The sequence below is a fragment of the Paenarthrobacter sp. PH39-S1 genome, from assembly GCF_030063245.1.
In the GTDB taxonomy this organism is placed as follows: Bacteria; Actinomycetota; Actinomycetes; order Actinomycetales; family Micrococcaceae; genus Arthrobacter_M.
Genome location: NZ_JASISR010000025.1, coordinates 1 through 20418, shown reverse-complemented (window position 1 = coordinate 20418; position 20418 = coordinate 1). Strand labels below are relative to the sequence as shown.

The 20418-nt window shown below is 60.8% G+C and carries 21 protein-coding genes and 1 pseudogene; 7 read left to right on the top strand and 15 right to left on the bottom strand.

The features are described 5' to 3' along the window. Positions 1-16 precede the first annotated feature (16 nt). Both QMG52_RS15510 and QMG52_RS15505 read left to right on the top strand, forming a co-directional pair. Positions 17-1201 carry an FAD-binding domain gene (locus QMG52_RS15510; RefSeq protein WP_283561310.1) on the top strand — a complete coding sequence of 395 codons (1185 nt, stop codon included), beginning with the start codon at positions 17-19 and terminating at the stop codon, positions 1199-1201. 4 nt (positions 1202-1205) lie between these two features. Continuing rightward, complete coding sequence (locus tag QMG52_RS15505; RefSeq protein WP_283561309.1) at positions 1206-1871, top strand: TetR/AcrR family transcriptional regulator; 666 nt, start codon at positions 1206-1208, stop codon at positions 1869-1871. On the opposite strand, the gene QMG52_RS15500 is transcribed toward QMG52_RS15505, so the two are convergent. The 6 genes from QMG52_RS15500 to QMG52_RS15475 form a co-directional block, all read right to left on the bottom strand. Continuing rightward, the gene (locus QMG52_RS15500) at positions 1820-2338 is read right to left on the bottom strand and encodes a hypothetical protein (protein WP_283561308.1); all 519 of its coding nucleotides are present in this window, start codon (positions 2336-2338) and stop codon (positions 1820-1822) included. The two genes, QMG52_RS15505 and QMG52_RS15500, sit on opposite strands and share 52 nt — an antisense overlap. 51 nt (positions 2339-2389) lie before the next feature. Beyond that, positions 2390-2653: a hypothetical protein gene (locus QMG52_RS15495; protein WP_283561307.1), complete on the bottom strand. Its 264-nt coding sequence runs from the start codon at positions 2651-2653 to the stop codon at positions 2390-2392. Positions 2654-2680: 27 nt separating this feature from the next. Next, complete coding sequence (locus QMG52_RS15490) at positions 2681-3040, bottom strand: hypothetical protein (RefSeq protein ID WP_283561306.1); 360 nt, start codon at positions 3038-3040, stop codon at positions 2681-2683. A gap of 433 nt (positions 3041-3473) precedes the next feature. Further along, a complete protein-coding gene (locus tag QMG52_RS15485) occupies positions 3474-3911 on the bottom strand; it encodes an alkaline phosphatase family protein (protein ID WP_283561305.1) in 438 nt (145 codons plus the stop codon). A 14-nt stretch (positions 3912-3925) separates the two neighbouring features. Further along, positions 3926-4435 carry an alkaline phosphatase family protein gene (locus tag QMG52_RS15480; RefSeq protein ID WP_283561304.1) on the bottom strand — a complete coding sequence of 170 codons (510 nt, stop codon included), beginning with the start codon at positions 4433-4435 and terminating at the stop codon, positions 3926-3928. A gap of 106 nt (positions 4436-4541) precedes the next feature. After that, positions 4542-4838 carry a hypothetical protein gene (locus QMG52_RS15475; protein WP_283561303.1) on the bottom strand — a complete coding sequence of 99 codons (297 nt, stop codon included), beginning with the start codon at positions 4836-4838 and terminating at the stop codon, positions 4542-4544. Between the two features lie 152 nt (positions 4839-4990). On the opposite strand from QMG52_RS15475, the gene QMG52_RS15470 reads away from it, so the two are divergent. Then, positions 4991-6046 carry a helix-turn-helix transcriptional regulator gene (locus QMG52_RS15470; RefSeq protein ID WP_283561302.1) on the top strand — a complete coding sequence of 352 codons (1056 nt, stop codon included), beginning with the start codon at positions 4991-4993 and terminating at the stop codon, positions 6044-6046. A gap of 97 nt (positions 6047-6143) precedes the next feature. Here the strand turns inward: QMG52_RS15470 and QMG52_RS15465 are convergent, their stop codons facing one another. Continuing rightward, entirely contained in the window at positions 6144-6842 is a 699-nt protein-coding gene (locus tag QMG52_RS15465; protein ID WP_283561301.1) for an alpha/beta fold hydrolase, read from the bottom strand. A gap of 156 nt (positions 6843-6998) precedes the next feature. Beyond that, complete coding sequence (locus QMG52_RS15460; RefSeq protein ID WP_349361735.1) at positions 6999-7361, bottom strand: VOC family protein; 363 nt, start codon at positions 7359-7361, stop codon at positions 6999-7001. A gap of 217 nt (positions 7362-7578) precedes the next feature. Between QMG52_RS15460 and QMG52_RS15455 the strand changes: the two genes are divergently transcribed. After that, positions 7579-8361, top strand: coding sequence for a VOC family protein (locus QMG52_RS15455; protein WP_283561299.1), 783 nt, complete (start codon positions 7579-7581; stop codon positions 8359-8361). A 215-nt stretch (positions 8362-8576) separates the two neighbouring features. On the opposite strand, the gene QMG52_RS15450 is transcribed toward QMG52_RS15455, so the two are convergent. Further along, complete coding sequence (locus QMG52_RS15450) at positions 8577-8762, bottom strand: SRPBCC family protein (RefSeq protein WP_283561298.1); 186 nt, start codon at positions 8760-8762, stop codon at positions 8577-8579. A gap of 186 nt (positions 8763-8948) precedes the next feature. Between QMG52_RS15450 and QMG52_RS15445 the strand changes: the two genes are divergently transcribed. Both QMG52_RS15445 and QMG52_RS15440 read left to right on the top strand, forming a co-directional pair. Then, positions 8949-9476, top strand: coding sequence for a DUF427 domain-containing protein (locus tag QMG52_RS15445; RefSeq protein ID WP_283561297.1), 528 nt, complete (start codon positions 8949-8951; stop codon positions 9474-9476). An 808-nt stretch (positions 9477-10284) separates the two neighbouring features. After that, positions 10285-10524, top strand: a pseudogene (locus tag QMG52_RS15440) (IS630 family transposase); the annotation flags it as partial. A 27-nt stretch (positions 10525-10551) separates the two neighbouring features. Here QMG52_RS15440 and QMG52_RS15435 read toward each other — a convergent pair. From QMG52_RS15435 to QMG52_RS15410, 6 genes are read right to left on the bottom strand one after another with little or no spacing between them, the layout of a single operon-like run. Continuing rightward, on the bottom strand, positions 10552-11223 hold the full coding sequence (locus QMG52_RS15435) for a TetR/AcrR family transcriptional regulator (protein WP_283561296.1): 672 nt from the start codon (positions 11221-11223) through the stop codon (positions 10552-10554). A 7-nt stretch (positions 11224-11230) separates the two neighbouring features. Continuing rightward, entirely contained in the window at positions 11231-13258 is a 2028-nt protein-coding gene (locus QMG52_RS15430; protein WP_283561295.1) for a CocE/NonD family hydrolase, read from the bottom strand. A 55-nt stretch (positions 13259-13313) separates the two neighbouring features. Then, on the bottom strand, positions 13314-15188 hold the full coding sequence (locus tag QMG52_RS15425) for a dipeptide ABC transporter ATP-binding protein (RefSeq protein ID WP_283561294.1): 1875 nt from the start codon (positions 15186-15188) through the stop codon (positions 13314-13316). Beyond that, on the bottom strand, positions 15185-16087 hold the full coding sequence (locus tag QMG52_RS15420; RefSeq protein WP_283561293.1) for an ABC transporter permease: 903 nt from the start codon (positions 16085-16087) through the stop codon (positions 15185-15187). The genes QMG52_RS15425 and QMG52_RS15420 overlap by 4 nt, the downstream gene beginning before the upstream one ends. Further along, positions 16084-17043 carry an ABC transporter permease gene (locus QMG52_RS15415; protein ID WP_283561292.1) on the bottom strand — a complete coding sequence of 320 codons (960 nt, stop codon included), beginning with the start codon at positions 17041-17043 and terminating at the stop codon, positions 16084-16086. Before QMG52_RS15415 ends, QMG52_RS15420 begins: the two co-directional genes overlap by 4 nt. A 2-nt stretch (positions 17044-17045) precedes the next feature. Then, positions 17046-18638 carry an ABC transporter substrate-binding protein gene (locus tag QMG52_RS15410; RefSeq protein WP_283561291.1) on the bottom strand — a complete coding sequence of 531 codons (1593 nt, stop codon included), beginning with the start codon at positions 18636-18638 and terminating at the stop codon, positions 17046-17048. Positions 18639-18771: 133 nt separating this feature from the next. Here QMG52_RS15410 and QMG52_RS15405 point away from each other — a divergent pair, with 133 nt between their 5' ends. After that, positions 18772-20169 (top strand): DMT family transporter, encoded by a 1398-nt coding sequence (locus QMG52_RS15405; protein WP_283561290.1) that lies wholly within the window; start codon positions 18772-18774, stop codon positions 20167-20169. Positions 20170-20418 lie beyond the last annotated feature (249 nt).

The following is a 20418-nucleotide window of genomic DNA, read 5'->3' as shown; positions in this document are numbered from 1 at the left end:
GGATCGAGGTTTCATTGTGAAGGTCTTGATTGTGGGAGCCGGGATCGCCGGTCCGACGGTAGCGTTCTGGCTGAATAAGGCAGGGCACGAGGTCACGCTCGTGGAACACTCACCAGTGCTCCGCAGCGGCGGGTATCTCATTGACTTTTGGGGTGCGGGGTTCGACGTGGCGGAGAAGATGGGCATCGTGCCCCAGCTGCGTCGTCGTGGGTACGTGATGACGGAGGCAAGGGCGGTTAATCGCGAGGGTCGGCGGGTGGCTTCGTTTAAACCCGAGGTCATCATGGAGTCGGTAGAGCGATATTTGAGTCTCGCCCGCTCTGACCTGTCGGCCGTGATCTACGAAGCTCTCGGCGGCGACGCCGAGCTGATTCTCGGCGACACGGTGCAGGATTTGACGGACGACGTCGACCGTGTCCGGGTCACGTTTCAGGGCGGGAGCACCCGCGACTTCGACCTGGTCATCGGTGCCGACGGACTTCACTCCCGGGTGCGAAAGCTCGCGTTCGGACCGGACGAGTGTTTCGAGAGGTACTTGGGCATGGTCGTGGCCGCGTTCGAAGCGGACCAGTATCCGGAACGCGACGAGCTCGTGGCGATGATGTACGCCGACGTAGGCTTCCAGGCGATTAGACTTTCCCTTCGCGAAAACGCGACACTGTTCCTCTTCACCCTTCGACATGACGGTGACGTACCTGCCGATCGCACGGCACAGGAGAACCTGCTGCGGACGAAGCTGGGCGACAAAGGGTGGGAGGTGCCCGCCATGCTCGACCTGATGACGCCGGCCAAAAACTTCTATTTCGACGCAGTGAGCCAGATCCGGATGCCGTCCTGGACGAGGGGGCAGGTTGCGTTGGTGGGCGATGCGGCAGCGTGTCCATCGTTTCTGGCAGGGCAAGGCTCCGCGCTGGCAATGGTCGAGGCCTACACGCTCGCAACGGAACTCGCGACAACGGGCGACCACCGCTCGGCGTTCGCCCGCTACCAAGAACGACTGGCCCCATTGCTGCACTCCAAACAGGACGCGGCAGTCGGTTTGGGACTGGCGTTCGCGCCGAAAAACAGATTTCAACTTCTTGCAAGGAATACGGTGATGCGAATGATGGGACTTCCCAAGGTAGCCGGGATCGTGATGGGGAGAAGCTTTCACGATGCCGTTGAGCTCCCGCCGTTCCCTATAACGGACTCGGCCAGCTAAACGAATGGTGAGGCCACGATTCTCGAAACTACCCCCTGCCCAGCAGCAGTCGATTCTGCGGGCGGCTCTGGACGAGTTCGCCGCCCACGGATTCCACAACGCCTCGCTCAACCGGGTGATCGGTACCGCCGGTATTTCCAAAGGATCGATGTACTACTACTTCGACGGCAAAGAAGACCTCTACGCCTACGTCGCACGGACCGAATTGGCCGCCCTGTTCGTCCGCGTCGGGCCGCTGCCGGACCTGGCCAGCGGTGATGCAGATGCGTTCTGGTCAGTGCTGGAGGGCTACTACCTGCAGCTGATGAGAGCCCTCACCGCTTCACCGAAGCTGGCAGCGCTATTAAGGGGTTGGGCTGCTGCGTCAAAGAACCCCGAGTTCCAGACCGCACAAGGTGACATCGAGCAGGCATCACTGCCGTGGATCGAGCAGGCTATCGCCGCGGGTCAACGCGTGGGCGCAGTGCGCGACGATCTGCCAACCACCCTGCTGATCGCCGTCGTGCTGGGAATGGGCGAGGCGATGGATGTCTGGCTCATGTCAGAGCAACCCGATGATCCCGCGCTGCCGGAATTGATCAGTGCCCTCATCAGCATGATCCGAGGAGCGGTCAGCTGTCATTCGGGTGCCGGGCCGTTGAGCTCCCGCAGCCGCTTCGGGCTGGGATAGGCGTTGCGCATGTGGTCGCTGGTGAGGAAGTCGGCGATGCCGATCATGAGGACGGCAAAGATGATTTGTTCCACCACCATCCAATACGGGTATAGGCCCGGGATGGTGGCCACCACCAAGGTGATAACCGGGAAGATCTGGCTGAAGAGCCGCAGCCGCTGGTAGCCCCAGTAATATCCCCCTTCGGCGCGCCAGGCGAAGAAGAACAGGGTCAGTGTCATGAACAGCACGACGACGCCGCGGAACCACACTGCGAACCCCACCGGAGTGCCGCGTACCTGAAGAATCAGGGCAGTGACGATGGCGCTGAGCCCCACCAGGACTTCAAGGACGAGGATCCAGTTGACCCAATAGAAGGCCCTGCGTGTGCGCGGATGCACCCGCATTTCTTCCTCGATCAGGTAATGGCCGTGGCGTCCGCCGGCCAGTTTGTCGACGTCCAGTCCGAACACAGTCAGGGGTTTCATGGGAACAGCGTACGGGGCCGGTCGTTGCCTGTCCGGCAGGTCCCGCCGTGGCTACAGGGCCATGTCGGGACTGACGGGCACGAGCCCGATGGCGTTTCGTCGGTGGATATTCCGGGACGTTCGGTCAAAGCCCTTGGCGTCGAGATTGTTCCCCCGGCGGTAGGCGGCGAGGGCCTGATCGTAAAGCTCATTGAGGCGAGCTCCGGAAAATTGACGCTGGGTGCCGTCAGTGAACGTGACGGCGATGGACATCTTGTTGGGAAAGTGCCGGCTCATGTGGATGAAGCCGTCCGAGTCCTGCCTGAGGTTGAGCACGCGGTTGCCGCCTTTACGTGGAGAACTTCAAGTGTCCCGCATTTGGGAGCAGGGTGTGGACACCCGCGATTGCCGCCGCCGGGCCGGGGCCATCCCGCCAAGCATCACCAGCACGGTGAGCCAGGCAAAAAGACGCCTTGCCCGCGATGAGAACAGCGTGACGACGGGCCAGGCCAGAGCAGCCGCCGCAACCCCCGGCACCGTCAGCTTCGCGTAGTCCAAAAACCGGAAATGGTCGTAACCGGACGTTGCGGGGAAGATGGTCGTACCAATGGCCACGACAGCGGCGCAGGCAGCCAGCGAACCGATGATGGATACGACGGCGGCAACGAGGAAACGGCCCGCACGGGCTGCCGCCGCCCCCAAGGGTAATCGAGGCTGAAGCAAGCGGAGACCTTTTGGGTCAAAGATGGGTGGGCTGTTACCGCGACACTTTGCGGGCTTGATCAATCTGGCATGCGGCGAAATCCTTGCTCCAGGGACCGATGACGGCGTAGCAGAACGCCACGGGAGCACCGGAAACGTGCCCCTGCCCACTAGGCTAGGCGGTCATTCTTAGAGGATTCTTCGACGCCCCGACCGGACCGTGCTGTTGTTCGGGACGCCTATACTTCAGATCATGTCGGATGAACGTTGTGTGCTGGTGGCCGAGGATGACGTTGGGCTGGCCTCGATGCTGCAGGAACTTCTTGAATTCTCCGGTCTGACAACTGTCCACAATTAGGATTTACCCCATTTATATGGTCTAACTATGCGGCGGAGTGGCGTTAGAGTCTTTGTACCTTGTTCTGCCTGCCTGCCGGTCGTGGCGGACAGGCCACTATTTGAGCAGGTCGCGCATAACGGGCGCGTTCTTGTCGTTGTCAGACAGGGGGGCCAGACCCCACAGGCTTTCTATGGTGTGCAGCAAGGAATAGTGGCTGTACGGAAGGGAGGATTTGTAGGATTGTCGGGCCGCTGATCCGGCGAAAATCGTTGCCACGGTATTGTTCTCGCCCTCGCCTTCGTCCCAGGTGATCACCAGGAGGGACTTCTGCGTTGTGAAGGCCGGTGAGGCCAAGATGTCGGGGACTTGGTGTGACAGCCAGGTGTCGCCGGCCGAAACCGAACAGTCGTGCATGTCGTTGCAAAGATCGGGACTGATGAATACATAGTTGGGCAGGCTTGAGGCGGCTTTCAGGTCCTCGCTGAGCTGGGTCACGGGAACAACGTGCGCCGTGCACGAGGCATGGCTGTCGGTGACGCTGGGGTAGTACATGAACGGGTTGGGCTTCACCGCGTAGGGTAGGAGTTTTCCGCCGTGCAGGGAGCGGGCATGCTCTCGGCATACATCTTCCAGGTTCTCCCGGATTGCCCGATTGCATCCGCGATGGTCCGTACCCGCGCCGTGCAGCGGCCCCCCGGGCTGCAGTCGTCCGTGATCCAGGCCGTGGTACCGCTGGTCAGCGCCAGGTAGTTGGGCAGGCTCGGGTGTGATATTGCCTGGTAATTGGTCGCCAGTGCATTATCGGCGGCCAGCTTGTTGATGTAGGGGGCGGCAGTGTTGCTCAGAATGCTTGCGGCCGTTTTGTTCTCCTCGACGATGATGACGATATGGTCGATCCCGGGAGGCGTTCCTCCAACGGCGGCGGGACTGCCTACCGGCAAGGTCGAGGCGGCGGCCTTTTGAGGCGGCGGGGCAGGGCTGGCAACGGGTTTCGGGGCGGCGCATCCGGCCATGGACAGCCCGAGCGCGGTGAAGCCAATCGCGAATGCTACAGCAAAGCGGCTCTTCTGGCTCATCACTCGATGCCAGCCGTAGGGCTCTCACCCGGCCATGCCTTCCAAGAAAGTCCGCCGTGCCGGAATCAATCCATAATCACCATGGACCGCTTACGAGAGGCGGGCGTCACTCTACGATGTGGTTGGATTCCCTGGTTTCCAGGATCTGCGTTCGTGGCACTCCGCCGAGTGCGGGCCCGGCGGCACCGGAGCTCCAGATGAGTTTCATGGTGGCCAGCAGCCGTTCCGCCTGGCTGACAGTCTCGAATTCAAGATCGATCAGCACATAACGCGGCTCGTCGACGGGCTGATAGATGGAGTATCGCTGCACTCCTGCTTTTCCTCGGCCTGCCGGGTCCCGGTCGAACGCGGCCTTCCAAGTGGCGAAATCTTCAGTGGGATGTTCAATCCTGAGAATGGGCATGATCCTTACTTTCTTGAGCGGGTGCTTTGAGCGTAGGCGTCGTCGCGGGCAGTAACCATCCCAGCTCTCTGGGATCTTTTCACCTATGGGCAGCAGCGATCTCGACGGGTGAGCCGAGTGTTGTTGGGCGTTGCTGGGCGTACTGTCGAGGCATGGCCACACAGCTGACACGCGCCAACGTTCGGGAGCGGATCGAGTCCATCAGCGCGGCGGCCTCGGACGCCAGAACGTTTCGCGCTCACGTACTGCGCGAACTGCATCATGCGGTTGGCTTCGATGCCCACGTGTGGCTGCTCACTGATCCGGTGACCACAGTCGGTTCCGACCCGCACGCGGACGTTCCGGCATTCGGTCAGCTGCCGACCCTCATCAAATTCAAATACCTGACCGCGGTCAACCGATGGACTGAGCTGATCGCTCGTCGGATAGAGGTTGCGTCGCTTGTTGAGGCGACGGGTGCAGATCTGGCGAGGAGCCTTCTCTGGAGGGAAGTTCTCCACGACTTCGGGGTAAGGGATGTCGCCTCCATCGTCATGGCCGATCGTTACGGTTGCTGGGGGTTTCTGGACCTGTGGCGCAGCACCCCCAAGGCATTTGACGACCATGAGCTCGCGTTTCTGCGGGAGCTCGCGCCGGTGCTCACACGTGCGCTTCGCATGCGTCAGTCGGTCACGTTTTCGACCGTCCCGCCGGCTCGTCGCCGCGCTGGCGGACCCGTCGTACTTGTTCTAAGTGAGAACCTCAAGGTAATCAGCCAGACCGGTGCGGCGGAAGAGTGGCTTCGCACGCTCTTGCCGGCTGACCCCGACCTGTCGGCTGTGCCGGCGAGCGTCTACAATTCGGCAGCGCAGCTACTTGCGGTCGAACACGAGGTCGATTCACATGAGGCCCGCGCTCGTGTGCATCTCGCGGAGGGCACGTGGATCACCGTTCGTGCCGCCAGAATGGGTCCGCAGATCGCTGTGTCTCTTGAGGCCACCTCGCCCGAAGAACGTCTTGAGGTCTTTGCGCTGGCACACGGTATGAGCGCCCGCGAGGCGGAACTTCTGGGCATGCTCGCAGACGGAAGCGACACGAAACTCATTGCCCATCGGATGTGCCTGTCGGAGTTCACCGTTCAGGATCACCTTAAGTCCATCTTCGCGAAATCGCAGACGCACAATCGCCGACTCCTTCTCGCCCAGATCGTCGGCACGCGCGCGGGCTAACGATCGACCGAGAATTGGCCTTGTGCCCGCGGGCAGCTCGAGCAGAGCAATGAGGCGATCGCGTTTGCAGTCTGCGCCCCCGATGGTTGTGCCTCATCTAAAGCGTGACGCGATGCGTTGGGGCCCAACGGTCACTCTTCATCTGGGCGGGCCCGGTCCAGCCAATCACCGAGCAACGAGGCGAGCAGCTCGGGCCGCTCGTGCATGAGTGCGTGGCCGGCGCCGAGAAGGTGCCCGACCCGACGTCGACCGTCCATTCGGCGAAGATCCGGCTCAGCCAGGCCTCGTCGACGAGTCTTTTGCCGGGCACGACATGGTTGCGGTAGCGGCGGGCGGTGGCCGCTGTGCGCACGACGAAGTACTCCTCGAAACCCGCCCGTTGGCTAGGTTCGAGTTCGTCGTACGCGTCAGCATCCTGGCGAATCGCCTGGTGGTCGGGCACTTTGTGTGAGCGCTCGGCGACGGGGCATAACAACGTCAGGCCGAGCAACATGTCCGGTCGCTGCGCGGCCACGCCGCGCGCCAAATATGCGCCGTAGGAATGCCCAAGCAACAACACCGGTCCGGCCACTAGGTGATCAATGAAATCGGCCATTACCGCGACCACGTAATTGTTGCAATCCAGGTCACCTGTCGTGGAGCGACCCATCCCTGGCAGATCTGGATAGATCCGGCGGTTTCCCGAGCCGGGGACGATGGCCTCGATCGCCGCCTCTATCTCCCCGTGATCAACACCGACGCCGTGAAGCGCGACAACCGGCACGCCGGCACCGTGTTCGACGTAATGAATCAGCACATCGTTGATCCGTCGCTCCACGACCGGTTGAAATGCCCAAGCGGGACGAGGAACGCGCCGCCCGGGACCGCCGTCAGACCTCTACCACTTTCTCCGATACTCCGATGAACACCCCGGACGGCAATTGCTTCGGCCGCGGAGAAGATTCTTCAAGAGTTAGCGGGTAATTTGTTGCAGAGCCCAGGAGTTGCCGTCGGGGTCGTTGAAGTACGCGTACCGGACGCCTCCGCCCATGTCACTCACCTCGGAGACGTCAATGCCCTTACCGAGCAATGTTCGCCGGACGGCATCGAGGTCTTCCACCACTAGATGCAGTCCGTGGACGGGTGCGGCGTGGGGGTCACTGATTCCCACGCCAATAACAATCGAGCAGACTGATCCCGGTGGTGTCAGCTGGACTACTCGCATGCCGTTGCCCGGCTCGATGTCGTGGTCGAGGTTGAAACCGACTTGGTCCAGGTAGAAGGCTTTGCTTCGGTCAACATCGGTCGACGGTAGCGGAACCAATTCCAAACGCATGTCCAAAGGGACTCCTTCTTCCCGCACTGTTCGCGGATAATGGCAGGCCGGCGACCTGTACAACTGCCATGTTACTCACGATCAGGTAAGCCGATGAGTTGGAATTCCCCCAGCAATCGCTGCCCGTTTCCAGGTCGTGGTCTTGACCTCGCCGCCGGTTGGATACACGCTAGAGTATTTTCATCTGATCCATCGGCACGACTGTCAGGAGCCCTCGATGCCAAAGCCCGATATCGCCCCAGGTGATCCCTGCTGGATTGATCTGATCACCTCGGATCCCGAGAAGTCCCGCGAGTTCTATGCCCGTCTTTTCGGCTGGACCTACGAAATCGGTGATGAGGAAAAGTATGGCGGCTACGTCACCGCGTTTGTCGAGGGCGCTCCGGTAGCGGGCATGATGAAGAACGACGGCGGGTCCAGGTATCCGGACGTGTGGACCACCTATCTGCGGGTGGAAGACATCAGCACGGCGGCCGAAGCAGTCGTGGCGGCCGGTGGGCAGGTATTGATGCCGCCCATGGAAGTTCCGGACCAGGGACACATGGCGATGTTCAGCGACGCAGGAGGCGCAGCCGTAGGTGCCTGGCAGTTCGGCGGCCACACCGGTTTCCAATTGAAAGGCGAGCCCGGAGCCCCGTTTTGGCATGAACTTCACACCCGGGAATACGCACCCTCGGTGAAGTTTTACCAGGATGCTTTCGGCTGGGACACCGCCGTTATGAGCGACAGCGAAGACTTCCGCTACACGACGCTCGGATCCGGAGACCACGCACGCGCCGGCATTATGGACGCTTCGTTTTACCTTCCTGACGGGGTTCCGTCGAACTGGCAGATCTACTTCGGTGTGGCCAACGCCGACGCCGTCGTGGAAACAGCGAAGTCTCTTGGCGCCCAGGTGATCCATCCCGCTGAGGATTCGCCGTTCGGCCGCATGGCTACGCTGACAGATCTGACGGGTGCGGTTTTCAAGATCGCTCAACGGCCTGACCCGGCTGCCTGACACTGCAGCTCGCCAAATGGGACCACGAATTGGCCTACCGGGGCTGCTTTTAGCTAGCCGCCTTCCCGACCATTGGAAACAACGTGATCGAGGGACTAAATCGGGGAAGGAGGCGACTTCGGACATCAGGGCAAAAACAAGGGTTCTCTCCGTGCCGGCAGGAAATCAAGAAGCCCAAGGCTTGGCACGAGGGTGTGTGCACTTGACGGTGGGAGTCATGCGCGTGGTGCGACCTTGGCCAATCCGTCGAGGGTGGTCTGCCAGTTGGCGGAGGAATGTTCCGCTGCTTCGGCACTTGTATTGTGATCCTGCGTGACGGTGACCTTTGAACCCTGGTCTGCGGCCTCGATTCGGTAGGTCACGTTCTGGTAGTTCTCCGGCTCATCAGGCAGACCGCTCATCGGGCTGAAGAAGCTGGTGCGCAAAAGCCAGCGAGCGCCACATCTGTTGGGGAGTAGCCGAAACCACCGCGCTGGCCGTGGCGACCCCGGACGACGGCGGCAGTCCGCGCCATTTGCTGAGCGCACACTGGGGGAGCATCCGTCGATTGTCGGCGGCATCCCAGCGGACGATGGAAAGATGGGGACATGACTACTGCTCACGGCTTTTCCGGCTTCTCCCGGCGTCCCCAGCCCATCAAACCCAAGGCTGGTCAAGAATCTGTGTGGGACTACCCACGGCCGCCAAGGGTCGAGCCGCGATCGGAACGGGTCACCGTGCGGCTAGGCGGCCAGATAATTACCGACACCACCGGTGCAGTTCGCGTCCTGGAGACGAGTCATCCGCCTGTCTACTATTTGCCGTTGGACTCATTCCCTGCCGGAGTACTCGTCCCGGTCCGGGGGACCAGCTTCTGCGAGTTCAAGGGAGAAGCGCACTACTTCGACGTCGCTGCTGGCGGAGTCGTCGTTCCCCGCGCCGGGTGGACCTACCCAAAACCCACCAATGGTTTCGAGGCGCTCAGTACCCGCGTGGCCCTTTATCCGGGCTACATGGACTCGTGCGAGGTCAACGGGGAGCAGGTGACCTTCCAAGATGGTGACTTCTACGGCGGTTGGATCACCACGCAGATCGTTGGTCCGTTCAAGGGCGGTCCGGGCACGGCCGGGTGGTGAGCACATCAATCGCGCGCGCTGGCCCCGACCACCGGGACCAAACGCATCCGTTCGTTGCCCAGGTGCTGAGCCCGAAGTTGCCGGGCCGGATTAAAGCGGGGTGAAGCTCACCCGTGCACGGTTGGACCCGTACCGCCAGGACTTCGACGCGGCAGCGATCGAATGTCATGTGCGATATCTCCCAACCCGGGCGCCAGCACGAGTGACGGTATAAGCGCCGCTGGTCAGCTGATCCAGTACCCCGGCGCTCAACCCGATGTGGAAGGAGAAACCCCGGGTTGAGGTGCGAAGTACCGGCCGCAGGAGCTGTCATTTTCTCTAAGTCGTGGACACAAATTTCAGTACTCGTCGACACAGCCCGTCCGTATGCCTAAGTGGCTGCGGATGCGGACGGGCACAGTATCGCAGGGCAATAGCATTCCAGAATGATGACGTTGTGGATGTGGGGACGGTGGTACATGTCGTTGTTGGGGCTGGCCCGATCGGTGGGGCGATCGCGGAGACACCCACTGCATCAGGGAGCACCCTTCGCGGCGTCACTCGTTAATGGGAAATCTGGGGGCTTCCCCCGGCGATCCAACACCCAAAAAGGCCGATGCATCAGATTCATCCGCACCGTCCATCGCTTGTAAACACGCCTCAGTCATTTTGTGCGGCCGCACCGCCCCGTCCGCGGTGGGCCGATCTGCTTCCTGTGATGTAGGGGAGGGACTATTCCAGGCGGCAGTAGAAACTGGCGCGGTCCTGGTCACGGTGGAGAACCTTTAGGGGTACGGCAGCGCCGGCACACTGCTCGAGAGCCATCGCATTCCAGCCACATTTCACCCCCACGTCTTCGTCCTGGCTCAACCTCGTCGAGCGCTGGTTCCGGGAGCTGACAGACAAAGCGCTGCGCCGCGGAGCCCTTCATTCCGTGCGAGACTAGATCACCAAGATCGAGGAATACCTCACCTCCCCCAACACGGAGCCCAAACCCCTGACCTGGACGGCGACCGCAGCCTCAATCCTCAAGAAAGTAGCCCGCGGCCGCGTAGCCCTCGAAACCATCAAACAAAACCGCGACACACCACTGCTACTAGGCCGATTCCACAATTCCCAAGCCGTCCCGCACATGATGCAGAAGGTGTTCCCGTGCTTGGGCTACGCTGATACGGGCCTTCCGTGAATAACACTGGATGGCGAGCCCGTCGACGATCGAGCTAACGGAGACAGCGAAGGCCTGGGAGTCCGGACAAGTAAATTCTCCGCTCTCCACCCCTGCCTCAATGAGGTCCCGCAGGGCGTGCCACCACGCCTCATAGTGGGTGTTCATCCATTCCCCATAGGCATCGTCCCGGGCCGCCGCGGACCAAAAGTCCATCCAGATCAACCAGTGGCGCCGCGTGTCAGAATCAGACCTGAACATTCCGCGCAGAAAATCAAGTAGCTTGGTGGACTTGTTCGTTTCACTGTTGGCCACGGCTTCGCGCAGCGGCTCATAAAATTCCATCGTTTCAGCCTTGACTACTTCCCACAGCACCTCCTCCAAGCTACGGAAGTGGTAGGTTATGGTCCCCGGCGAGACCCCACAGGCCCTTGATATGTCCCGGATCTGGACGTTGAAAAGTCCCTTGTCCGCGATGAGATCGCGTGCGGATTCAATGACCAGCCGCCGGCGGACTTCCGTCGGATGACGCCGCCGTTCATCCGCCGACTTCGCTCGGGGCCTTGCCCCCTGTTTCATATCCGTCACGGTTCCGTCTCCCATCCTCAGCCTATGCAGAGGTACGCTCGATGTGCTTGTCAAAGGTCTTTTCGAAATGAACCGTTCCGTTCAAGTATGTCCTGACTTTGTTGGCGAGCCGAAAATGCGTGGCGGTTGAACTGATCCGTGATTCCGTCTCAATCCGCACGTTCCAGTTGTCCCTGCCCATCTCAATGACCCAATTTGCCTCAGCCACGGCGGACAGCGGGTCATTGCCAGATATCGAGTATCTTTCCACGGCTTGTTCGCCATAGGTCATACCGTTTGGGTAGACACGGTAACCGCCGTACTTGGGGTCAACCGTTAGGATCCAGCTGTCGGAGTCAGGTTCATAGCGCACTTCACGTTCAGGAATTGACGGTGGCGCTGGCTGTGCAACCACGGCCAGCGGCGCGGCCTGCTCGGGTTCGGCAAATGAGGGGTGCGTGCCCGCCAGTACGGCGGGATCCAGATGACCAAGCCGGAGCTCGGAAGAGTCCAGGTCCACCGTGACGGCGCCGAGTTCGGCATGCGGCCACAACCAGGGCCAATAAGTGTTGGACAGAGCAACCCGGAGTTTGTGGCCGGCTGGTACTGTCCAAGAAATCGCTGTCATCTCAATCTCGACGTCAACCCAAGCTCCCGGGGTGAGATCCTGGGCGTGGTTCATTCCCGCGCGCTTGGACAAGTTCAGGGCCCCGCGTGTTATGAGCGTGGATGAGCCATCTGGTGCCACATCGGTTAAGCGAGCCATGATATTGGCACGTTTCGTTGTGGCAGCAACGCGCAAACGAAGCGACGGGAAGCCCATGATGTTCAAGTCTTCTTTTTGTGTCACCGTGTCAAAAACAACAGACCGGCCATCCTCCGAACGCTGGTCCGGGGGCAGGTCAGCATCATTGCCAAAGGGGAACCAGCGCCCTGCATCGACGCCGGTGTGCTGCGGGGTGTTCAGGAGAACCTTGTTTTCTGAGTCGGCCGCCAAGGTTCGCAGGTCGTGCATGAAATTCAGGGTCACCGGGTGGACTTGCGGCGTCGGCCATGAATCCAGTCCCACCCAGGTCCCTTCACGAACGGGGTATTTGGTGGCAGGCCTCACGGAATCCTGGTGGTAGACCTGCAACGCTGGTTCTTCCATGACGCCGGTGTCCCGGTCCTTGAGCCAGTGGTCCCACCAGCGCAACGTCTCCTGCAAGAATCCAATGTTTGGCCCGGGAGTCCTGGCGACGTCCGGGTACTGGTGCGACCACGGTCCGATAATCCCACGGCAGGGGGCGTCAAGCTTGTCAACCAGCCGCAACACGGCATTGCGGTAGGGATCGGCCCAACCTCCCACGGCCAGGACGGCCGCCTGGATGTCGGAATAGTCTTCACAGACGGAGCCGTGACGCCAATAATCGTCCCTTTCCTGATGGGACATCCAGATCTCACTGAACGGTTGCAGGCCTTCGAGTCGTTCCTGCCACATCCGTTCCCATTTGTCACCGACGTTCCATGGTGCAGGCGGCCTGCTTTGGAAGGCAAACATGGTGGCTGACCAGGCAGACATGTCAATGCCCAACAGTGCGCCACCGTAGTAGTGGACGTCGTCGGCGTACCTATCGTCAGTGGAACACACCGTAACGATGGCCTTGAGCGCCTCGGGACGTCGGGCAGCAATTTGCAGGCCGTTGAAGCCTCCCCATGAAATACCGAACATGCCTACTTTTCCCGTCGACCAGGGCTGGCTGGCAAGCCACCCGATAACCTCCAGACCATCCGATTGTTCCTGGGCGTGGTATTCATCCAGCATGACACCGCTGGAATCGCCGCAGCCCCTCATGTCCACCCGGACCGAAGCGTAACCGTGCCCCGCATACCAAGGATGCCGCTGGGCGTCCCGTGATGCGGTCCAGTCGCCCCGCCTGTACGGCAGATATTCCAGGAGGACCGGGACCGGGTTCTCCGCGGCATCCTCCGGCAGCCATATGGTGGCGGCAAGCTGCGTGCCGTCGTCCATGGGGATGAAAACGTTGTCCAGGACGGTGACCCTTCGGGGAAATTCAGTGGTGATCTTCAAGCTGCGCGTCCAATCATCGTGGTTGGGGTCTGGAGCTGGCCGATACAGCCGGCCGTTAGAGGTGTTCGAGCTTTTCCAGGGGGGCGTGGCAGCGGATGCTGTGCGTGCCGCTCACCTCGATGGCGGGTGGACGCACCGAGCGGCAAATATCCATCACGAGCGGGCATCGACTGGCAAACGGGCAGCCCTGTGCCGGTGGACCTGCAGGAACCTCATCCTGTCCGGGGGCGATCGCCCCCGAATGGTCGTCCCCCACCTCAATTACGGAGGCCATCAGCAAACTGGTGTAGGGATGGGAGACGGAGCCGAAGATTTCGGACACCGTTCCCTCCTCCACGATGCGTCCCAGGTATAGCACCACCACCCGGTCCGCAACGCTGCGGACGACGGCAAGATCATGGGTGATGAACAGGAACCCAATGTTATTTTCCTTGGCTAACCGGTCCATGAGTCGAAGGATGGACGATTGCACGGACACATCCAACGCGGAGACGATTTCGTCCGCCAGCACCAATGAGGGCCCGGCGGAGACTGCCCTGGCGATGCCCACACGCTGCCGCTGTCCGCCGGACAGCTGTCCTGGCAAGCGTTCCGTAAAATTGACGGGCAGGCCCACTTCGGCAAGGGCCTGCTCAGCCGTGAGCCCCTTGACATTGAACAACCGCAGCGGGCGGGTGATGGCATCACGGACGGTTCTCCGCGGATTCAGCGACGTGTCGGCATTTTGGAAAATGATCTGGACCGCCCGGCGCACCGACTTGGCCCGGTGAGCAACTCTCGGGGCGAGTTCGGTCTGTGCGTTCAGCGTCAGCTGCCCCGCTTGGCGGCCCTGGAGGCCGGCGACAACGTTGGCGATGGTGGATTTTCCCGAACCGGATTCGCCCACCAGGGCAACGATTTCACCCGCATGCACATCCAGGTCAACGTCCAACACTGTGGGTGCACTGCCTGGCTTGGGCTTGCGGTTGTAGTCAACACTCAGCCCGCGGATGGTGAGGACGGGCGCCGTTCCCTGAGGTGCCAACCTCTCGTAGAGCGCACCGTCCACCGGGTGCATCTCCGCACCTTTTTCAAAGGCGTCGATTGCGGCGTCGTCCAGACTGGGCGGGATGCCCGGCACCGTGACGCGGGGGACGCTGGCCAGCAGGCCCTTGGTGTAGGGATGGCTCGGATTGCGCAGGACCGTGCTGGTGTCGCCTGACTCCACCACTTTTCCGCGCCGAAGGACGGCAACCTGGCTACACATTTTGTCAATGACGCCCAAGTCGTGACTGACCAGGACCATGGCCATGCCGAGCTCCTTGTGCAGTCGGGTCAGGGTGTCCAAGATGGCCGCCTGGGTGACAACATCCAGGCCCGTGGTCGGTTCGTCAAGAACCAGGAGCCTTGGCCGGGCGGCGAGTGCCATGGCGATGCCGATGCGCTGCTGCTGTCCACCGGAAAATTGGTGTGGGTATTTTTCCAGGGCGGCCGCAGCATCGGGAAGCCTGACTAGTTTAAGGAGCTCAATTGCCCGGGCTCGCCGGGATTCGCACGTTTCACTGGCTGCGGAGTCAAGGCGAAAGCCTTCGGTCAATTGTTCTCCGATGCGCATGGTCGGCGTCAACGCGGCACCGGCATTTTGGGGCACTAGTGCAACATGGCCGGCCCTAAACGCGCGTAGTTCCTTTCCCGCGAGCTTGAACACGTCGACGCCGTCGAGATGGACCGTGCCGCTGGACACAAACGACGACGTCCGCAGTGAAGCCAGCAGGACCCCGGCCATGGTGGACTTACCGGAGCCGGACTCCCCGACCAGTCCCAGAACCTCACCCTGTCGCAACTGCAGGCTGACGCCACTTAGCACATTGACGCGGCGGCTTCCGGACATGTAGGAAATGTCGAGACCATGGACATCGATTGCCAGGTCTTCCTTTGTCGCAGTAATCATCCCAAAATCTCCTTCATGCGGTCTACACCCAAACTCTTGGCGAGCCCATCGGCGGCTAGGTTCAAACCCACGATCAAGGTTGCCAAGAAGACGATGGGGGCCAGTGTTGCCAGTGGGACAACAGCCATCAGGCTCCTGTTTTCGGCCACCATCAGACCCCAATCGGGGGTGGGTGGGTTGGCGCCAAACCCGAGGAAGGACAGGGAACTGACGAGCAGCACCACCCAGGATGCGCGCATTGCGAACTCAACCAACACAACGTCCAGAATGTTGGGGAAAACCTCCCTGCTCAGGATGTAAAAAACCCCTTCGCCCCGAGCGCGGGCGGCCACAATGTAGTCCTTGGGCATGATGTCCATGGCCGCTGCACGCACAACGCGTGTGACCCCTCCCGTGTAGACGACCACCACTGCGAGCACAATGACCTCAGGTCCGGAACCGAACACGGTGACCAGCACCAGCATGGCCAGAATGGCAGGGACGGCAAGCACCGAATCCAGCAGACGTGTGATGACTTGGTCGAGCCAGCCACCATAAAACGCGGCCAGACCGGCGATTATGGTTCCCAGCAGGACGGCCAGTGCCGTAGACGCGAAACTGACGGTGAGGGCATATTGGCCACCGTAGAGCGTGCGGGAAAGAATGTCTCGGCCCAGAGTGTCCGTGCCAAGCGGGTATGCGCCACCGGGGAACTGCAACACGGCAGCCGGGTTATTTGACGTTGGGTTTCCGGGGGCGAGCAGCGGGGCGAACACGGCAAGGAGAACGTGCAGTGTGACCAGCGCAAACCCCAAGGTGGCGGGTTTGGAACGAAGGATGGAGCGGATAACCCTGGAAAGGTCGGTCCAAAAACCACGGCCAACCTGGGTGCTTTCGACAACAATAGTGGGTGAAGTCATTTCGAGTTCCTTGGATACCGCAAGCGTGGGTTGAGGAGCGTCGCAGCCAGGTCCGCGAGCAAGTTGCAGATGACGAACGTCATGGCGCCAATCACCGTGATCAACAAGATGGTCGGAAGATCCCTGCTCTGAACGGATTGGATCATCAAGGATCCCATCCCGGGGTAGTTGAAGATGCTTTCCACCACGACCACGCCGCCGATCAGCCAGGCAACGTTCATGGCCACAACGTTCAGGGTGGGCAGGATGGCGCTGGGCACCACATGCTTGACGACCAGCCTGGCCATGGAGATTCCCTTGAGCCGGGCGGTGTGCACGTAGTCGGTTTCCATCACATCGATGACAGACGTGCGCATCATGCGAATGATGTACGCGGAGGCAACGAACATCAAGGACAAGGCCGGCAGAGGCATGGACGGCGCTAGTTCTGCTATCGTCGCATTCTGCCCAGCCACAACAACCGCAGGGAAGATGGGGATCGTGATGGAGAACATCAACACGAGCAGCGTAGCTACGATGAATTCAGGGATGCTCATCCCGACAAGTGCCACGGTGGATATCAACGAGTCGGGCCACCGGTCGCGGAACAATCCGGCCACAAGGCCAAGGACCAGCGCGAGTGTAAACCCGACAACGATCGTGATGCCTGCCAAAAATGACGTGTTCAGCAAAGCACGTCCGACTTCCGGACCCACTGGCTGACCACTGACCAGCGAAGTGCCGAAGTTGCCGGTGAGCGCATGGCCCAGCCATGTGATGAAACGCTCTAGTGGTGCCTGGTCCAGTCCAAGCTGCCGCCTGAGCGTGAAAACTGCTTCTGGTGTTGCGTTCTGTCCCAGAATCTGGGTGGCCGCGTCTCCGGGCAGGGCCTGCATGGCGCCAAAGACAAGCATGGTGGCCAGCATGATGGTCACCACCGCCCAGCCGAGCCGCGGAAGCACGAAACGAGTGAGCATGATTATCCGGCCAACCCGATGTTGATGTAATCGAACTCAAAGCCGTGCTCGTTGTAGCCGGCGACCTTCTTGCTTAGACCCACCAACCTGTCGGCAAAGAACGGCGTTAGGGATCCGCCGTCGTCGATGAGGACCTTCTGAGCATCCTGGTAAAGGGTCTTACGCTTGGCGTCATCCACTGTGGCCCGTGCCTGGTCGAGAATCTTGTCAAAACTCGGGTTCGCGAACGCGTTCTCATTGTAGGAGGAACCGGAGCGGAAGATCTGGTTCAGGAGCTGATCGACGGGTCGCCCGGTGTACCAGTAACTGGTCATTAGGGGTTTCTTCATCCACACATCCGTGTAGTAGGAATCTGCAGCTGAGGTCTTCACATTCAAGGTGAATCCGGACCCGGCAACGCTGCCCTTCATGGCCAGGGCCAACGGAGTCAGGACAGAATCGTAGGTGGACGTCCAAATGTCCAGCGCGAGGGAGTCGTGACCGGCCTTCTTCAGCAGCGACTTGGACTTCTCCGGATCGTAGTCGAGTCCGTAGTCCAGGTAATAGGCTTCCGTGGGCGGAACCGGGTTGTTGCGGGCGACCGTCGCGTTGCCATGAACGGCCAGCTGCGATACGTCCTTGGGGTTGTAGGCATGGGCCAAGGCCAGACGTACGTTGGGGTCCTTGAACTCCGGAGACAGGTTGAGCATGGGAACCGTGTACCACTGGGCATTTTTGACAGAACTAACCGTGGCCGTGCTTGAGGCAAGCACCGTTTGGGACGTCGCGTAATCCAGGTTTGTCTGCGAGATCAGGTCAACTTGGCCGGCAAGCAGGGCGTTCACGCGCGCCTGCGTGTCCGGAATCGAAGAGAACTCGATGGAGTCCAGCTTGGCCTTGTCGCCAAAGTAAGCGTCGTTGCGGGCAATCTTGCCTGGCCCTGCTGCCGTGAAGGACACGAGCTTGAAGGGGCCCGTGCCGATGCCCGATGCCCCGATGGTTGCTGCCGATCCGGCCGGTATGACATAGCAGTTGTAGCCGGTCATGAGGCTGGCAAACTCGGCGTTGGGAGAGGTCAGCGCCACGACCACGGTCACGTCATCCTTGGCCGTGGCAGAGGTGGCCGTGATGAAGGGTGAGAGAACGCCGGCCTGCGGGCTCTTGGTCTCCGGATCGAGCATGTGCGCGAACGTATAGACCACGTCCTGAGCCGTGAGCGGCTTGCCGTTGTGCCATTGGACGCCCTTTCGCAGACGGAAGGTCCAGGTCATCGCATCTTTGGACGTCTCCCACGATTCCGCCAGATCCGCCTGGACTGCACCCTTTTCGTCAAGGCGGACCAAGCGGTTGTAGATGGCACCCAAGTATTCGTACGCGGAAAGCGAGCTCGCTGGATCAAGAGTCTCCGCCTTCGACGCCGGAGGGCGGGCAATCCTCAGCGTTCCACCGGACTTGGCCACCGCCCCGTTGCCGCCCGACGAGGCCTGTGGAAGGGCGGAACCGCCTGATCCACAGGCAGTCAGGAATGCCGCAGACACAACGGCAAGACCGGAAACCGTCAAGACGCTGCGCCGCGACACCATGCCTTTTACTGCGTGGTTGTTCAAATGATCCATCTGCCTTGCCTCCATGTGACGAGTACTACACTGGACGATCTATTTGCTGTACTGTACAAATAAATCAGTCAAAAACGCAATAGTTTCAAACCACAAAGCAATAAATCTTCGGGAGCAGGTGGGTGCCACGTCTGTGAAATTTGTCTGGATCCGGCGGCCTGACGTGCTGATGGTCATTGCCTCGGCACCCACTTACGTGGCCACTAGCGAGGTCCTCAAGGTCTTGAACCCGCTGGACTTGACACCGGTCCGTTTCCTGCTTGCCGCGGCAATCTTGGGCGGCTACTTCCTGCTGCGGAGGCGGAAGCTGCTGCTGCGCAAGGCAGATGTGCTGCGCGTAGTGGGGATTTCGATTCTTGGCTACGGCGCCTACGGAACCTTGCTCAACCTTGGGCAGACCACAGTTCCAGCGGGGACGGTCAGCCTGCTCTTGAACACGTCCCCAGTGTTTGCGTTCATTCTCGGCTATCTGGTGCTTGGCGAGCGAACTTCTCGCCGCGGGATCCTGGGGATGGCAATAGCCACGCTCGGCGTAGTCATCATCACCCTGTTCGGGCCGGGAGACCTCGGATTCGACTGGAACGCCATGGTCATCCTCGCCTCCGCCCTGATTCTGGCCGCGTTTCTCATCTGGCAACAACCCCTGCTTGCCCGCATCCCACCCGTGGAAATGGTGTTTTGGGGGTGTCTGGTTGGTGGCATCGCCACGCTCCCGACCGCCACCTACGATCTCCACCGCCAAGCCTGGGGGCTGACCACGCTCATTGCGCTGGTAGTTCTCGTGGTTATAAGCACAGTGCTGGCCTACTCCCTATGGAATCTGACGCTGGCGGGCACAAGCGTGGCCGAGGGTGGTTCCCTGCTTTTCGCTGTGCCCATCTTATCCCTCATCCTCGGCTGGCTGCTTCTGGGCCAAGTACCCACCATTGCGTCAATCGCAGGCGGCTGCATTGCCCTGACCGGAGTCGTGCTGCTGGGCCGCGCACATAACATCCCGCACCATCCCGACAAGGAAGAAGAAGTCATGACCACGCACCCCGTCGTCGAGGACGTCATCACCGTGTCGATACACCGCGACAACGCGGAAGCGCTTCGCATGGCCGTAGACCAAGCAGTGGAACAGGTCGGGGCCAGGCTGGCCACGATCTCACTCTGGCGACCCGGGCAGGCTGACCTAGTGCGCGTTTACAGCTCAATGCCCGACATTTACCGATTTGGCGGTGTCTCCGCCGAGCTGGGTCTCGACTGGACCGAGCAGTGCGTGGTTCGCCTGGAATCCTTCATTGCCGAGTCCCCGGAGGACTTGGAAACGGACGCCTTTGAGCACCATGACACCTTAACAGCACTCCGCCTGGGCGCAGGCATCAATGCCGTCATCCAATTGGACGGGCAGTTCCTGGGGTGCCTGAACCTAATGGATACACCCGGCAGCTACACGCACGCTGACCTAAACACAGCCCAGGCAATCGCGGACGGGCTGGCGCCGCTGTTGAATGCCATTTCCACCGCGATGGGTTCGGTCAGCTCCTGAGTGAGCGGGGCCGCCTAGTACGACTGGCATTTTTGAGGCATGCCCTCTACGTCAAGCTGGTTGTGAGCCACCCGGTTCTTTCATATTGATTGAAGGAGACAGCCATGACAGTTGCTATCCAAGGGTATACCCGTGAGGAGATCCGTCAGTTCGTGCACGAGTACTATCTGCAGCCGCATGGGACCAAGGCCGCGTGGCTTGCCTCGCAGTCAGTGGCGGAATGGACGTTGCGGCGGTGGCGGAAGATGG

What these genes read in the sequence shown, in the direction of transcription:
- QMG52_RS15505 (WP_283561309.1), top strand. Translation starts at nt 1,206, where the DNA reads ATGGTGAGGCCACGATTCTCGAAACTACCCCCTGCCCAGCAGCAGTCG.
- QMG52_RS15500 (WP_283561308.1), bottom strand. Translation starts at nt 2,338, where the DNA reads ATGAAACCCCTGACTGTGTTCGGACTGGACGTCGACAAACTGGCCGGC.
- QMG52_RS15485 (WP_283561305.1), bottom strand. Translation starts at nt 3,911, where the DNA reads ATGTACTACCCCAGCGTCACCGACAGCCATGCCTCGTGCACGGCGCAC.
- QMG52_RS15480 (WP_283561304.1), bottom strand. Translation starts at nt 4,435, where the DNA reads ATGAGCCAGAAGAGCCGCTTTGCTGTAGCATTCGCGATTGGCTTCACC.
- QMG52_RS15475 (WP_283561303.1), bottom strand. Translation starts at nt 4,838, where the DNA reads ATGCCCATTCTCAGGATTGAACATCCCACTGAAGATTTCGCCACTTGG.
- QMG52_RS15470 (WP_283561302.1), top strand. Translation starts at nt 4,991, where the DNA reads ATGGCCACACAGCTGACACGCGCCAACGTTCGGGAGCGGATCGAGTCC.
- QMG52_RS15460 (WP_349361735.1), bottom strand. Translation starts at nt 7,361, where the DNA reads ATGCGTTTGGAATTGGTTCCGCTACCGTCGACCGATGTTGACCGAAGC.
- QMG52_RS15455 (WP_283561299.1), top strand. Translation starts at nt 7,579, where the DNA reads ATGCCAAAGCCCGATATCGCCCCAGGTGATCCCTGCTGGATTGATCTG.
- QMG52_RS15450 (WP_283561298.1), bottom strand. Translation starts at nt 8,762, where the DNA reads ATGAGCGGTCTGCCTGATGAGCCGGAGAACTACCAGAACGTGACCTAC.
- QMG52_RS15445 (WP_283561297.1), top strand. Translation starts at nt 8,949, where the DNA reads ATGACTACTGCTCACGGCTTTTCCGGCTTCTCCCGGCGTCCCCAGCCC.
- QMG52_RS15435 (WP_283561296.1), bottom strand. Translation starts at nt 11,223, where the DNA reads ATGGGAGACGGAACCGTGACGGATATGAAACAGGGGGCAAGGCCCCGA.
- QMG52_RS15425 (WP_283561294.1), bottom strand. Translation starts at nt 15,188, where the DNA reads ATGATTACTGCGACAAAGGAAGACCTGGCAATCGATGTCCATGGTCTC.
- QMG52_RS15420 (WP_283561293.1), bottom strand. Translation starts at nt 16,087, where the DNA reads ATGACTTCACCCACTATTGTTGTCGAAAGCACCCAGGTTGGCCGTGGT.
- QMG52_RS15415 (WP_283561292.1), bottom strand. Translation starts at nt 17,043, where the DNA reads ATGCTCACTCGTTTCGTGCTTCCGCGGCTCGGCTGGGCGGTGGTGACC.
- QMG52_RS15410 (WP_283561291.1), bottom strand. Translation starts at nt 18,638, where the DNA reads ATGGATCATTTGAACAACCACGCAGTAAAAGGCATGGTGTCGCGGCGC.